We start from the raw sequence: 12,987 nt of genomic DNA, 5'->3' as shown, positions 1-12,987 counted from the left end.
ATCAGAAGGTTGGGGGTTCGAGTCCCTTCGAGCGCGCAGCGGCCCCCCTCGGTGCGATCCACCGGCGGGGGTTCTGCATTTCTAGTGACAATCCGCTCAGTTCCAACGATTTTACGTTGAGCTGATCGGATTTTCTATTTCTACTGAATGCGCTTTTTGTGGCTAATGCCCAAATGTCGGGCTCATGCCCAAGTGTGTCTTTTCGGGCGTGTCGGGGTGGTTTTAGTGGCCTGCTCAGTCTTTGCGGATGTGTAGGGATCCGTCTTGGTATTTGCTCCGATGAGTGTGCCGTGTCAGATATTGACGGTGACAATCCAGCGGTCAGCGTCGAGGAAAGCGGTTGTTTTGACCGCTGTCATTCGCAGGCCGTTGTCAGCGCGCATGCGTTCCATAGTGTCTGCGACCTGTTCGTGATTGAAAGTGGCGATCGGCTTACCCAGGCAGTTCACTTCCAAGTAGCCATCGGAGAACCCGCCGTGCAGGATGAGCATGCAGTGGAACTCTGCAGGAGCATCCGCGCTGGTTGGAGCCCACTTTTCTTTGCGCGCACGACGTGCAATCGTGACGTCAAGGTCGTGCGACGGCTCTAACTGCGTCCAGTTGTCCGACTTAGCAACGATGAGCGTCGGTTCTTTGTATCCGAAAAGCTTCTGGAAGAAATCCATGGGTTAAGTGTGACACGAGGCCACCTACTTCTGCTGGTCATGCTCCTGTTCAGAAAGTGGAGGATGGAGGTGAAACCCGGTTGGCTCAGAATGCGGGGAGCCCGGTGGGCGGGGTGACAATCCACGGGTCAAGGGGGAGTGCTCGCAGGGAGTCGATGGGGAGAGCGTCTGCAATGTCGATGGCGGTTTGCGCTCCGTCGACCCCCAGGGAACGACCAATCCATTCGACGGCATCCTCCGTGGTCCACCCAAGTTCATGCAGGTCAGCGAGGGTGACGGCTCCGTCGCGCTTCGCGAGGCGAGAGCCCGTCTTGTTCAGTGCCAGTGGCACGTGCACGTAAGTCGGGACCGCGATTCCGAGCAGTGTTGCCAACGCCGCTTGAGCGGGCGCTTGAGACAACAGATCGTCGCCTCGTACAACTTGGTCGACATGCTGGAAGCCATCATCGACCACCGCGGCCAAGTTGTACGCGGGCACGCCGTCAGCACGGCGCAGCACGAAGTGATCGACGGGGCCGGTGAAAGAACCGTGGAGTTCGTCGAATACGGTCCACTCGCTTGCTGGAGCGCGAAGGCGAAGCGCGGGAGTACGCCCGATTTCGGTGAGCTGTCGGCGTCGAACCTCGCGCTCAGTGTCAGTCAGGTTGAGGCATGTGCCGGGGTAGTGTCCCGGCGGAACATGGGGAGCGGACGCGGCTTCTTTAATGTCCTTGCGGGAGCAGTAGCACTCGAACGCATATCCCTGCTCGAGCAGGTAATCGAGCGCCTGCGTGTGGGCGGCTGAACGCGTCGTCTGCACCAGTATTGTGCCATCCCAGTTCAGTCCGATCGCTTTCAGGTCGCCGATCTGGCGGTCGGCGCTGCCCGAACGCACGCGGTCTATATCTTCCATGCGCAGGACAAACGAGCGCCCGCTATTACGCGCCCAGGCCCAAGCGAGGATCGCGGTCCGCAGATTCCCGACGTGAAAATCCCCGGTAGGAGAGGGCGCAAAACGTCCCACGCCTTGCTGAATGAGGGAACCGCTGGTCATGGGTTTAGTGTACAAACTGCGCCGACAGGGCAGGCTGATCGTTCCTGCCCGAGTCTCGTGAACTTGTGTAGGCTGGACGCGATGAATGATCCTGCAAAGCCCGTCCAGCGCATCTGGCCGTACGTTGCCGTTGGTGGCGCGTTGGGCGCGCTTGTTCGCGCTGGCGTGGACTATCTGACAGTGTTCTTCCCCGATTCTGCGGTCATTTCGCACGCGATTCCCATCATGTGGTCGACGGTTTTTGTGAATCTTCTCGGTGCGTTTGTGCTTGGTGTGGTCGTGTCGCTTTTTACTGATCCCTCACGCGAGCGTGTGCGCCTGCTGGTTGCCACCGGCTTCCTGGGAGCGTTCACAACCTACGGCACATTGATCGCTGCAACTGCGAATGGGATGATCGCGTCCGGATCTATTGTCGGGGCGATTGTTCCGGCGCTCGCGTCGCTGACGTTGCTTTTCCTTGGCGTCGTGTGCGCGGGGTGCGGTTGTGCGCTGGGCCGCTTCGTAAAGTTCCGCATGTTCGAGGTCGTTGAGGTGAATGACGAGGCCGGCTCCAGCGTTTCATCTCCGTCTTCTGATGCGGCCGGGATGGTCGACCGTGACACCTTCGCTGAGGAGGAACAATGATCGTTCTCTTCAGCGTGCTCGGCACGGCCCTCGGTGGAGCACTCGGTGCCCTCTCGCGCTGGAAACTCGATCTGGCTGTAAAAACCAGGTGGGTTGGCAAGCGCGCGTTGGCTGGAAAGCCCCTCCGCCCTTACGTCGGCATCGTGGTCGTCAATACGGTCGGTTGTTTCCTGCTTGGCTTCCTGACCGGGATCCTCCCGCTACTCGCGGTCCTTGTCGCCGGTGGGTCTACGGTCGACTATCCGGGCGTCACCGGAACCATGCGTTTTGTCCTATCAACGGGTTTCCTTGGTGGCTTCACCACGTTCTCAACCGCGGTCCTGGATGCGTGGACCGAGGTGTGGGCTCGTCGGGTCCGCGCCGGAATGAGTCTGATTGTTGTCGGCTGGGTGAGTGGCCTCGTCTCCTATCTGCTGGGACTTGGATTAACGGCACTCGTCTCCTATCTGCTGGGGATTGGATGAGCTGTATCTGTCGACTAAGGCGCAATTCGCGATCTGGATCACTGTTCGCGCGCTGACGGTTACCGAAACGTGATCGCGTAAAACTGCAGGTCAGGCTCACTTTCATTTCACATCGTGGCGTTATGTAACAGAAAATTTGGGTGGCGCGGACTTGCCTCCTATGCTGAAAACATCAACGCAGCGCGAAAACGCGCCGAAAACCCGGCGCGCACGATCTGAATCGAAGGAGGGCGCCATGATTGACCTTGCCGGAGTGCGAAAGGTTTACTCCGTCAAAGGTGGCAACGAGGTTGTCGCGCTCGACAATGTCACCCTCCACGTTGAACGTGGATCCATCCACGGAATCGTTGGTCAGTCTGGTGCGGGCAAGTCAACGCTCATCCGATGCCTGACCGCGCTTGAACACCCCAGCGACGGCAATATCGTCGTCGACGGGCTCGACTTGGCGCAGTTGCGTGGAAAAGCCCTGCGAGAAGCTCGTCGCAAGATCGGCATGGTCTTCCAGGCCGCGAACCTGCTGGACTCGCGCACAGCGGCGCAGAACATCGGCTACCCCCTGAAACTTGCGGGCGTACCGAAGGATCAGATCAAAGCGCGCGTTGAAGAACTACTTGCCCTTGTCGGTCTTTCGGGACGAGGCGACTCATATCCGTCTCAGCTTTCCGGTGGTCAGCGTCAGCGCGTCGGCGTTGCTCGAGCGCTCGCGGACAATCCCAGTGTTTTGCTGTGTGACGAGCCCACCTCCGCGCTCGACACCGAATCGACGCGCCAGATTCTGGAACTCATCCGCAAGGTTCGCGACTTAGAAGGCGTGACCGTTCTGGTCATCACCCACGAAATGGCTGTCGTCCGCGAAATCTGCGACTCCGTTACTTTGCTCGGTCACGGTCGCGTCATCCAGACGGGCACTGTCGAAGAGGTCGTTGCCGACCCGTCCAGCCCACTCTCGCGTGAACTCGTTCCCGCACCGTCCGTTGACGATGCTGACCTGCGCGAAGGCACCACGCTTCTCGACGTTATCTTCACATCGCACCCCGGCGTGCCCACCGGTGCGACCGTTCTGAACCTCGCCGCCTCAATGGGCGCCGACGTGACAGCCGGAACCTTCGAATCTATTGGAATGACTCAGGTTGGTCGCCTGGCACTCTCCGTGCCCAGTTACCACTCGAAGCAAATTCTTTCTGAACTGCGTGAACATGACATCTACGCCGAGGTGAGGTCCGCATGACACCCGTTCTTCCCTCCCTCTACACGTCGCTTGCAGGCCTGTTGCCCGCAGGGTTGCTACCTGCTGGGCTCCTGTCCGCTGGTGTGAACGACCCGAAGTGGCTGGATAACCCGGCGCTGACGAAGCAGTTCCTGCCGGCAATCGGTGAAACCCTGGCGATGATGGGCTTTTCCACGCTGTTCACGGTCCTGCTCGGTATCCCGCTTGGTCTGTTGCTTGTTCAGACTGCCAAGAATGGCCTGACTCCGAATAAGACCATCTACCAGACCGCGTCGACGATCGTGAACGTCATCCGCTCGCTGCCGTTCATCATCGGCATCGTCGTCCTACTGCCCGTTACCCGCATCATTGTGGGAACAACGCTCGGCTGGCAGGCAACCGTCGTCCCACTCGTGCTCCTATCGGTGCCGTACTTCGCGCGCCTCGTCGAATCGAACATTCTTGCGATCGACTCCGGCAAAATCGAAGCTGCTCAGATGATGGGCGCAACGAACCGCCAGATCCGCTGGGGTGTTCAGGTTCGCGAAGCTGCACCCGCGCTGGTGCAGTCCACGACCACGCTTGCTATTACCCTGATCGGCTACTCCGCAATGGCGGGCGCCGTCGGCGGTGGTGGTCTTGGACAGATGGCCATTAACTACGGCTACAACCGTTGGCAGGACGACGTCATGATCGCCACGGTTATTGCGATCATCGTGATCGTCCAGCTGGTTCAGATGATTGGTGACATGATCAGCCGACTGGTGGATCACCGCTGAGTCGACCACCAGTCGGGCAACCGGCAGGCCAGCACTGTTCAATCAATCGTTTCACATCGACTGACCATTCAGTGGTCTATTTCGTTACACAGTCTTCATACCCGGACGTCTGTGCTCCCCTTGAGGTTGAGCGAGTACGTTTCTGGGTAACAACACAGAAAGAGGAATTCTCATGCGTTCCATCCGTAATCTTGCCGCTACTGGTGTAGCAACCGTCCTTGCCCTTGGCCTCGCAGCTTGTGGCTCCACCGGTTCCGATTCGTCCGCTTCCGGCTCTGAAGCGTCCGGTTCTGGCGACACCGTCACCCTGAAGGTTGGTGCCACCCCGGCCCCGCACGCAAAGATCCTGCAGTACATCCAGGACAACCTGGCAGCTGACGCGGGCCTGAACCTCGACATCGTCGAGTACACCGACTACGTCCTGCCGAACTCCGCCCTGAATGACGGCGAGCTCGACGCGAACTTCTACCAGACCGTCCCCTACCTGGAGATCGCTGAAAAAGAAAACGGCTACGACTTCACCGCCGGTGAAGGTATTCACCTTGAGCCTCTCGCAATCTACTCGTCGAAGATCAAGTCGCTGGATGAACTTCCGGCAGGCGCAAAGATCGGCATCATCGATGACGTCACCAACCAGTCTCGTGCGCTGACGTTGCTCTCCCAGCAGGGCCTCGTCGAACTGCCGACCGACGGTTCTGAAGCCAACGTGAACAACGTGAAGATCCTCGGCGACTTCACCTTCCAGGAGGTTCAAGGCGCCCAGCTGGTTCGCTCCCTGCAGGACGTTGACATCGCCGTTATCAACGGCAACTACGCCCAGGAAGGTGGCCTGTCGCAGGCTAACGACGCCCTGGTCGTCGAGTCCCCCAAGAACAACCCGGCAGTGAACGTCCTCGTTTGGAAGAGTGACACTAACAAGGCCGAAGCGATCGCGAAGCTCGAAGAGTTGCTCCACTCCGATGGGGTCAAGTCCTACATTGAACAGACTTGGGCCGACGGCTCCGTCATCCCCGCGTTCTGATCGGTACTGCTGACCAGCTCTGCTGACCGGCTGCCGGTGTTGATTGGCGAGCTTGGCAGCTGACCAGCCAACTTACTTTAAGAGAGGGCCACCCCGAAAGTCGGGGTGGCCCTCAGCTCAAGTGTTGGTCGCTACTGAAGCTAGCCTCGCTTGTCTGCGTGAATGCTTGTTCAAGTCGCGGTCAGCGTAATCAGTGCGATCAGTGAGTTTCCAGCGCGAACTCGGCGTCCGGTTCCTTGGTGAAGCGGTTGCGCAGGTCGCGACGGAAGACTTCAATGACCCACATCCAGACGATGTGGCCGAAGATCTCGGAGAAGTGCTCCTGCCACGGCTGATCCCACGGTGCCGGGACGATGCCCATGAGTGGCATGAGGATGACGTGGAAGCCGATCCACACGAGGATGCCGAAGACGGCACCCTGCCAGAGCTTGACCTGCGGGAAGCGCTCAGCGAGCACGCAGTAAACGATGGCGACGACGATCGAGAAGGAGAAGTGGATGATGAAGGACATCCACGGCAGGCCTTCATTGCCGTTGAAGGTGTAGGTGGCGTGCGTGAGGTCGGGGTTCATGCCGAACAATTCAAGCAGGGACTGCGGCGGGTTGGTGGCGTTGCGTTCCGGCGTACGCGGGGGCAGTGGTACCTCCCAACCGAATTTGATGATGGCGGAGATGATGCCACCAATGAGGCCAACGAGTGCTGCAACGCCGTACTTGCGACGCTTCGGATTAGTCTGTGTGATATTCATGCTGTCAGCATATGTCAATCCGTTGACAGCGTGACATTATGTAAGCGATTAAACGCCTCACATCACATGTCAATCTCTGGCGCTGAGTGAACAACCAGGGGAATTCGTCCTCGTTGCTGATGTGCTGGAGCCAGAGAGACGAAGAAACAAAAGTAGGGAGCCACCCCGATTGGAATAGCTCCCTACTTCAGATATGTGCGGCGTTCACTATGAAAGTGAACGTGCATGCAACAATGTCAGTCAACGATGCCGTAGAGACGGTCGCCAGCGTCACCGAGACCCGGGACGATGTAGGACTTCTCGTTGAGGTGGTCGTCAACAGCTGCGACAACAACCTTGACGTCTGCGCGGTCGCCCACTGCCTTTTCAAGTTCGGCGATACCTTCCGGAGCTGCGAGAATGCATACGCAGGTGACATCCTTGGCGCCACGTTCGAACAGGTAGTTCGTTGCTGCGACCATGGTGTGACCGGTGGCGAGCATCGGGTCGAGGATGAAGCACTGGCGACCGGACAGGTCGTCGGGCAGGCGGTTGGCGTAGGTTTCGATTTCGAGGGTGTCCTCGTCGCGACGCATGCCGAGGAAGCCGACTTCTGCGGTCGGGACCAGGCGGGTCATGCCTTCGAGCATGCCCAGGCCTGCGCGCAGGACGGGGACGACGATAGGGCGCGGTTCGGAGATCTGCAGGCCAACGGTTGGGGCGACGGGCGTGTTGATCGCGGTTTCGGAAACGGCGACGTTGCGCGTGGCCTCGTAGGCGAGCAGTGTGACGAGCTCATCGACGAGCTGGCGGAAGGTTGCGGACGGCGTTTCGCGGTCGCGCAGAACGGTGAGCTTATGGCTAACAAGCGGGTGGTCCGCGACATGAAGATGCATAGTTCAAGGCTACCGCGCGCGGGCGGGCAGTGGGTAGCGCGCCGGCGTTTTCGTGATTATTCCGCCTCGGTGCCACTTGTGTTTGATGGGGGACGAGGCCCGGATCCGTAATGTGAGGGTGATTCCTTGATTGCGCCGGACGATATTGGGACGATGTCTCAGGTGGAGAGATAGGCGGATTTTTGAGTGAAAGGCGCCTGAAAAAGCCGTTTTTCCTGAGAGTTTCCTGCACGGTTGGATAGTGCGATTCAATTTGTATATGCCTGCCGGTAGGCTGTAGGCGTGACACCAATGGATCGTTATCGTGACGCGATGAGCCGCGCTTTGTTCTACGCCAACCAGGCCCGTGAATCGGGCGATGTGCCAGTTGGTGCCGTTGTCATTGATTCGCTGGGGCGGATTGTTGGTAAGGGCTGGAATACTCGCGAGGCCGCGCATGATCCGTGCGGTCACGCAGAGATCAATGCGCTTCGCGAGGCTGGCCAGACCTTGAAGCGTTGGAATCTTGTGGGCTGCACGCTGGTTGTCACGCTTGAGCCGTGCACGATGTGCGCGGGGGCGGCGTTGGCGTCACGCGTTGATCGCGTGGTGTTTGGTGCGTGGGATCCGAAGGCTGGCGCGGCGGGTTCGTTGCGTGATGTGTTGCGTGATTCTCGGATGAACCACAGTCTTGAGGTCATTCCGGGTGTTTTAGGGGTCGAAGCCACGATCCAGCTGAAGGCGTTCTTCCAAGACAAGCGCGAAACTACGGCTGAGCCGACGGGGCGCGGTGCTCTGGCAAGTGAGCCGGTTGTTGTCCCTACCTTCGAGACAGTTGCGTCGTGGAATCACCCGGATTCGCTCGAGTCTTCGGACTCCGTTTCAGACAGTGACATGGAAGCGAAGAAGTCTGAAGAGCCTACGCAAAAGTCTGCTACGACGTTGCTTCCGCAGATGGAGCGAGCTTCGCAACCGGTGTCTGATCGGGTGAAACACGAAAATTCGGGCCTCGTTGCTTCGAAGGTGGATGCGGTGCCAGCTGAGGAAAGGACGCCCGCTGTATCTGCGCCCACTCGCCCAAAGCATGTGGGCACCCCGGCAGATGTGCGCATGGTGGCGGGTATTCCGTTGCGTAGTCACGCGTTTCAGCGGGCGAGGCACTGATCGGTGCGGGGTTGGCAGAATGCTTGCGTAACGACGCGGGGACAACGTGTGGAACGTATCGCATGGGCGGACCTCGTGTGGAGTTTGCCGGCGACTTCTGTTTATACTTATGCGCATTGGTAGCGTGTCCGAGCGGCCGAAGGTGCAGCACTCGAAATGCTGTGTGGTGTAACAGCCACCCAGGGTTCAAATCCCTGCGCTACCGCCAGAGTGTCCCGCAGTCGTTGACTGCGGGACACATTTTTATGCCGAGCGTCTGCACCCCGTGGCGTATTCGGCAATGACTTAGAAGCCGGCGCCTCGCATAACGTTCATCATGGAGCGGACGTGTTCGCGCGTGTCGATGATGGGTGCAACGAAGGCGTTCCATGCGCGGATTGACATGAGGGTGACAGCCGTCGAAATGATCGACGTGATGATCGCGGATGCGAGCGTCGCAGTGCCGGTCAAGACCGCAGTGATGATTACGATCAGGCTGACGGCGCTGGCGACCCATTCCCACCAGCGGGTGATGCCTCGTGTCGTGCTGTTGTTCATGTGGTGCACCGTTGTCGTGAATGAGACGCAGAATGCGACCGCTGAGACGACGAAGGGGAGGGAACCGGTGGATGCGGACGCGAAGATTCCGCTGAGCAACCATGAGAGCCAGGTGATGAACACGAATGCGGTTGCTCGCCCGTTTTCTGCGCGTTTACGCAAGTAACTCCAGGTGGCGAATGTGATTGCGATGGCGACGAGCGTTGAAACAAGTCCCGTCGCAATGAGTGCTGACCGGCTTGCCAGCATCGTGTTCAACGGTGCTGTAATTCCTGCGATTGCTGGGATCAGGGAGGTGAACGCCAGGAGCATGTTCAGGATGAGTGCGACGAGGAGAGAAATCCCCAAGACCTGCAGGCTGGGCAGTTGTGTTTCGCTCAGGCGTGCGGTGGGGATTGAGTCGCCGGAGTATTCTCGACCGACGTTTCCTGAGGTGTACGAGGCCGTGCCCGCTTGGGTGGTCGTCGGCTGGGGCGCGGTCTGCTCGTTGGTGCCCGGCGTTGAACGCTGGGTGAAGTGAACGTGGTCGCGCGAATCCGGCGTGGAGTTGCCGGCCGAAGATGCCGATCCTGCGGAGGGACGCCCAGTGGAGGTGGGATCCTCGAAGATGAGTTCGACTTCGCGGGGTTCGGGGCTACCGGTGGTGCTCATGGGTATATTCCATCGCACTCGTCTGAATGTTTCCTGAATCTTGGCTGAGCAAGAGCTTGTGTGCGCTGTAGACGAACACACGGCGCAAGCTGGCCGAGTATGCCGTTATTCGATTGCGGTATCGTCCACAAGACCGACGAGGAAACCGTCTTCGTCAATCACGGATCCGCCGACGGCGGTGACGATGATTTCTGCGACCTTCTCAATGTCACGCGATGAGCGCATGCGCTCCAAGCGCGCTGTTCGTGACACTCCGGTCGGTGGCTCAAGCATTCCTGCCGGCAACCATTTCAGGTGATATTCGATGATGACGCCCGTTGTCCACGACTCCCAACGCAGAACCTGGGGGGGACGAGGAATCGGCTCTACTTCGATCATCAGATCTGACCGGTTCGCGATCGGGGTGACAAGCGCGTACCCGGCAACAACTTCGGGGGTGGCGCCGACTTCTTTCGCTGCCTTTTCGGCCAGTTCGCGTGCTTTCGCGATCTTTGTCGCGATATCTGTGCGGATCGTTCCGGGTTCCGCAGCGATAGCAGCATTTTTTTGAACCACCTGCTGCGCGGACTGCGGTGCGGGAGTGGCAATCTGACGTGAATCTGTGAGCTGTGGGAAATGAGGCTTTAGCAGGTTCAACAGGTCCTCAGGATCCAGCCAGCGTGGAGTGTATACGGTCAACGAAACCGCTGAATCAGGATCCGGGGCGATCATCTTCCCCGAATCGGCGACGCGAACAGCGCCACCCAGGCGTCGAGCCATCCGCTTCAGTGCGGTCAAAATCCGGTACTCTAGGCCGACGGGAACTCCATCGGGGAAAACGCTTGCCCACTCGTCGAGGACGGCAAGCTGAGGATCCACGGGATTTCTGCGCGACTTTGGGCATTCCAACACCCACACGTTTGTTAGTGAAGCGGGGGTCTTGAGCGTCTTACGTAGAGTTGCGTCAATACTCCACGGTCCCACCAGTCGTGCCTCGCCAACAAGGTGTAGCTGACCGGCTCCCTCCCAGCGAGCTTCATCCCAAATTGACAGGGCGAGTGCCTCAATTTCTAAAGGATCTACTTCATCGGCCAATAACAGCAGATGGTGTTCCAAGGCTGCGGCCTCGTCGATTGAACGCGCGGGAGCGGAAGTCGAAATTGTTGCCGAAATTGGAGCAATCTGCGACGTCTGCGAAACGCCTTTGGCGCCAACGGAGAATGTCTGCGAAAACTCGGACAGAGAGGTGATGGCATTCAACGACGTTGAGGTGAGCGACGTTGAATCACCAACATAATCTTCGGTCAACGAGGAGCGTGAACGCGAAGACGCGTCTGCCATGCGATCGCGCAAAGAGCGACGCGCCGGCGCAGCGGGAACACTATTCGTCCCAGTGCCCTCGTTGTTATCCGAAACCTCGTCTGACACGTTCGTTCAGCGCTCGATTCGAGTGCGGTTGAAACGCAGGTGCGTGCGCGACGGAGTCGGGCCACGCTGACCCTGGTAGTGCGAACCCAAACCGGATGAACCGTAGGGGTGCTCCGCCGGAGATGACAGATCGAAGAAGCACAGCTGACCAATCTTCATGCCCGGGTAGAGCAGGATCGGCATGGTCGCCGTGTTCGAAAGCTCCAGCGTGACGTGGCCGGAGAACCCGGGGTCAATGAAGCCAGCGGTCGAGTGCGTCAGCAGACCCAAGCGACCAAGCGACGACTTACCTTCAAGACGCGCTGCAATGTCATCACCCAAGGTGACCAGTTCGTAGGTTGCTCCCAGTACGAACTCGCCCGGGTGCAGAACGAACGGCTGATCCGGCCCCACATCAACCTGATGCGTCAGATCTGTCTGATCAGCGGACGGATCAATCACGGCGTAACGGTGGTTGTCGAAAAGACGGAACAACCTGTCCAAACGCACGTCAATACTTGCGGGCTGAATCAGGTCCCGATCAAGCGGGTCCAGCTGAATACGCCCAGAATCAAGGCCGGCATTAATATCGCGATCGCTCAATAGCATGGCCCAATTGTTTCACATTCACGGCGACCGTTTAGGCTGATGGTCATGTCCTCTTCCTCTTCTGGCGCTGTTCGTGGTGAAAGTGCGCCCGCAAGCTCGGCCTCGACCACTCGGCAGGCCAAACGCAACGAGGTGCTGACTGGCCTCGTGAATTGGATGAAGAAAAACAAGCGCGAACTCCCTATGCGCGCCGAGGACGTGACGCCGTGGGGAACTCTGGTTGGCGAAGTGATGAGCCAGCAAACACCCATGCCTCGTGTCCAACCGATTTGGAGCCGGTGGATGCAACTGTGGCCGACGCCCGCTGCGCTCGCGGCTGCTCCTGCGTCGCGGGTTCTGGTCGAGTGGGGGAGGCTCGGCTATCCGTCGCGCGCACTGCGCCTTCGCGAGTGTGCGATCGCCATTAGTAAGCGCCCAGGTGGCCAGGTTCCCGCCGACTTTGAGTCGTTGTGTAGCCTGCCGGGCATCGGCCCGTACACGGCATCTGCGCTGATGTCGTTCCAGTTTCATGAGCGTCGCGCGGTGCTCGATACGAATATTCGACGTGTGATTGCGCGAATTTTCAGCGGGATTGAGCGACCTGCATCTTCGTCGCCGACTCGCGTCGAGAGGGAGCTCGCCGATTCCCTGCTACCGTCGTCGGGCGCTGAGTGTGCGACGTGGAACCTTGCGCTGATGGAGTTCGGGGCGATCGCGTGTACATCGAAGAATCCCGCGTGTGATACGTGTCCGCTTGTCGCCGAGTGCGCATGGTTCGTTGCCGGGCGTCCAATGGTCGAGGTCAAGAGAAAGTCTCAGGCCTGGGCGGGCACGGACCGGCAGGCGCGCGGGCGAGTGGTGCAACTGTTGCGCGACCTGCACGTTTCCGGGGACTCATCAGCTTCTTCCGCCAGTTCCGATTCTCCCGTTGCTTCCGGTGATTCGTCAGCTACCGGCAATGTCCCTTCCCCAATCGACGAGGCCGCCCCGACAGTTTCGTACTCTGCGGCGTTAGAAGTGGCGACGTTGCCGGGTAGCGACCCTGACCAGGCTCCCCGTGTGATTGAAGGCTTGCTTGCCGATGGCCTGCTGGTGCGCGTCGGCGAGGATCGCCTGGCTCTTCCGCGCTGATTGTCCCCGCTTGCACACTGCCACGGAGGCAGGTTGTCCCCAGGGGCGAGTTGTGCTCGCTACTGACGGCCCACCGGCTTCGTCGGTGGGCTGGACTAAGAGCAATTGTCTGAGCTTCCGGGGATTATCTGCGCA

Annotated in this window: 14 protein-coding genes and 1 tRNA gene; 8 read left to right on the top strand and 7 right to left on the bottom strand. The window is 59.2% G+C overall.

The features are described from left to right. Positions 1–293: 293 nt before the first annotated feature. Entirely contained in the window at positions 294–665 is a 372-nt protein-coding gene (locus tag QP503_RS04365) for a hypothetical protein (protein WP_285067738.1), read from the bottom strand. An 85-nt stretch (positions 666–750) separates the two neighbouring features. Next, positions 751–1,698, bottom strand: coding sequence for a tRNA glutamyl-Q(34) synthetase GluQRS (gene gluQRS, locus QP503_RS04360; RefSeq protein WP_285067739.1), 948 nt, complete (start codon positions 1,696–1,698; stop codon positions 751–753). Positions 1,699–1,779: 81 nt separating this feature from the next. Between gluQRS and QP503_RS04355 the strand changes: the two genes are divergently transcribed. From QP503_RS04355 to QP503_RS04335, 5 genes are all read left to right on the top strand, one after another. After that, on the top strand, positions 1,780–2,322 hold the full coding sequence (locus QP503_RS04355) for a fluoride efflux transporter FluC (RefSeq protein ID WP_285101303.1): 543 nt from the start codon (positions 1,780–1,782) through the stop codon (positions 2,320–2,322). Then, positions 2,319–2,786 (top strand): fluoride efflux transporter FluC, encoded by a 468-nt coding sequence (locus QP503_RS04350; protein ID WP_103633170.1) that lies wholly within the window; start codon positions 2,319–2,321, stop codon positions 2,784–2,786. Before QP503_RS04355 ends, QP503_RS04350 begins: the two co-directional genes overlap by 4 nt. 235 nt (positions 2,787–3,021) lie before the next feature. Beyond that, a complete protein-coding gene (locus QP503_RS04345) occupies positions 3,022–4,014 on the top strand; it encodes a methionine ABC transporter ATP-binding protein (RefSeq protein ID WP_006680697.1) in 993 nt (330 codons plus the stop codon). Then, the gene (locus QP503_RS04340) at positions 4,011–4,772 is read left to right on the top strand and encodes a methionine ABC transporter permease (RefSeq protein WP_219811019.1); all 762 of its coding nucleotides are present in this window, start codon (positions 4,011–4,013) and stop codon (positions 4,770–4,772) included. The genes QP503_RS04345 and QP503_RS04340 overlap by 4 nt, the downstream gene beginning before the upstream one ends. A gap of 172 nt (positions 4,773–4,944) precedes the next feature. Continuing rightward, positions 4,945–5,793 carry a MetQ/NlpA family ABC transporter substrate-binding protein gene (locus QP503_RS04335; protein WP_006680699.1) on the top strand — a complete coding sequence of 283 codons (849 nt, stop codon included), beginning with the start codon at positions 4,945–4,947 and terminating at the stop codon, positions 5,791–5,793. A gap of 199 nt (positions 5,794–5,992) precedes the next feature. Here QP503_RS04335 and QP503_RS04330 read toward each other — a convergent pair whose 3' ends face one another. Beyond that, entirely contained in the window at positions 5,993–6,541 is a 549-nt protein-coding gene (locus QP503_RS04330; RefSeq protein WP_006680700.1) for a YagU family protein, read from the bottom strand. Positions 6,542–6,777: 236 nt separating this feature from the next. Beyond that, positions 6,778–7,416: a uracil phosphoribosyltransferase gene (gene upp / locus QP503_RS04325; RefSeq protein ID WP_270773476.1), complete on the bottom strand. Its 639-nt coding sequence runs from the start codon at positions 7,414–7,416 to the stop codon at positions 6,778–6,780. A gap of 312 nt (positions 7,417–7,728) precedes the next feature. Between upp and tadA the strand changes: the two genes are divergently transcribed. Both tadA and QP503_RS04315 read left to right on the top strand, forming a co-directional pair. Then, on the top strand, positions 7,729–8,559 hold the full coding sequence (gene tadA, locus QP503_RS04320) for a tRNA adenosine(34) deaminase TadA (RefSeq protein WP_350338040.1): 831 nt from the start codon (positions 7,729–7,731) through the stop codon (positions 8,557–8,559). Positions 8,560–8,677: 118 nt separating this feature from the next. Continuing rightward, positions 8,678–8,767, top strand: a tRNA-Ser gene (locus QP503_RS04315). Between the two features lie 77 nt (positions 8,768–8,844). Here the strand turns inward: QP503_RS04315 and QP503_RS04310 are convergent. From QP503_RS04310 to dcd, 3 genes are all read right to left on the bottom strand, one after another. Continuing rightward, positions 8,845–9,747: a hypothetical protein gene (locus QP503_RS04310; RefSeq protein WP_285101301.1), complete on the bottom strand. Its 903-nt coding sequence runs from the start codon at positions 9,745–9,747 to the stop codon at positions 8,845–8,847. Positions 9,748–9,852: 105 nt separating this feature from the next. After that, positions 9,853–11,154 (bottom strand): PRTRC system protein E, encoded by a 1,302-nt coding sequence (locus QP503_RS04305; protein ID WP_285101299.1) that lies wholly within the window; start codon positions 11,152–11,154, stop codon positions 9,853–9,855. 6 nt (positions 11,155–11,160) lie between these two features. After that, complete coding sequence (gene dcd / locus QP503_RS04300) at positions 11,161–11,742, bottom strand: dCTP deaminase (protein ID WP_285101297.1); 582 nt, start codon at positions 11,740–11,742, stop codon at positions 11,161–11,163. Positions 11,743–11,787: 45 nt separating this feature from the next. Between dcd and QP503_RS04295 the strand changes: the two genes are divergently transcribed. After that, positions 11,788–12,852, top strand: coding sequence for an HhH-GPD family protein (locus QP503_RS04295; protein ID WP_285101296.1), 1,065 nt, complete (start codon positions 11,788–11,790; stop codon positions 12,850–12,852). The last annotated feature ends 135 nt before the right edge of the window (positions 12,853–12,987 follow it).

This window comes from Pauljensenia sp. UMB0895, from assembly GCF_030218905.1.
Classification (GTDB): Bacteria; Actinomycetota; Actinomycetes; order Actinomycetales; family Actinomycetaceae; genus Pauljensenia; species Pauljensenia turicensis_A.
The sequence above is the reverse complement of the archived record's forward strand: the minus strand, read 5'-3'. Positions and strand labels throughout refer to the sequence as shown.

Coding starts and splice junctions, on each gene's coding strand:
- QP503_RS04310 (WP_285101301.1), bottom strand. CDS start 9,747: ATGAGCACCACCGGTAGCCCCGAACCCCGCGAAGTCGAACTCATCTTC.
- QP503_RS04355 (WP_285101303.1), top strand. CDS start 1,780: ATGAATGATCCTGCAAAGCCCGTCCAGCGCATCTGGCCGTACGTTGCC.
- dcd (WP_285101297.1), bottom strand. CDS start 11,742: ATGCTATTGAGCGATCGCGATATTAATGCCGGCCTTGATTCTGGGCGT.
- QP503_RS04295 (WP_285101296.1), top strand. CDS start 11,788: ATGTCCTCTTCCTCTTCTGGCGCTGTTCGTGGTGAAAGTGCGCCCGCA.
- QP503_RS04335 (WP_006680699.1), top strand. CDS start 4,945: ATGCGTTCCATCCGTAATCTTGCCGCTACTGGTGTAGCAACCGTCCTT.
- QP503_RS04365 (WP_285067738.1), bottom strand. CDS start 665: ATGGATTTCTTCCAGAAGCTTTTCGGATACAAAGAACCGACGCTCATC.
- QP503_RS04345 (WP_006680697.1), top strand. CDS start 3,022: ATGATTGACCTTGCCGGAGTGCGAAAGGTTTACTCCGTCAAAGGTGGC.
- gluQRS (WP_285067739.1), bottom strand. CDS start 1,698: ATGACCAGCGGTTCCCTCATTCAGCAAGGCGTGGGACGTTTTGCGCCC.
- QP503_RS04340 (WP_219811019.1), top strand. CDS start 4,011: ATGACACCCGTTCTTCCCTCCCTCTACACGTCGCTTGCAGGCCTGTTG.
- QP503_RS04330 (WP_006680700.1), bottom strand. CDS start 6,541: ATGAATATCACACAGACTAATCCGAAGCGTCGCAAGTACGGCGTTGCA.
- tadA (WP_350338040.1), top strand. CDS start 7,729: ATGAGCCGCGCTTTGTTCTACGCCAACCAGGCCCGTGAATCGGGCGAT.
- QP503_RS04350 (WP_103633170.1), top strand. CDS start 2,319: ATGATCGTTCTCTTCAGCGTGCTCGGCACGGCCCTCGGTGGAGCACTC.
- upp (WP_270773476.1), bottom strand. CDS start 7,416: ATGCATCTTCATGTCGCGGACCACCCGCTTGTTAGCCATAAGCTCACC.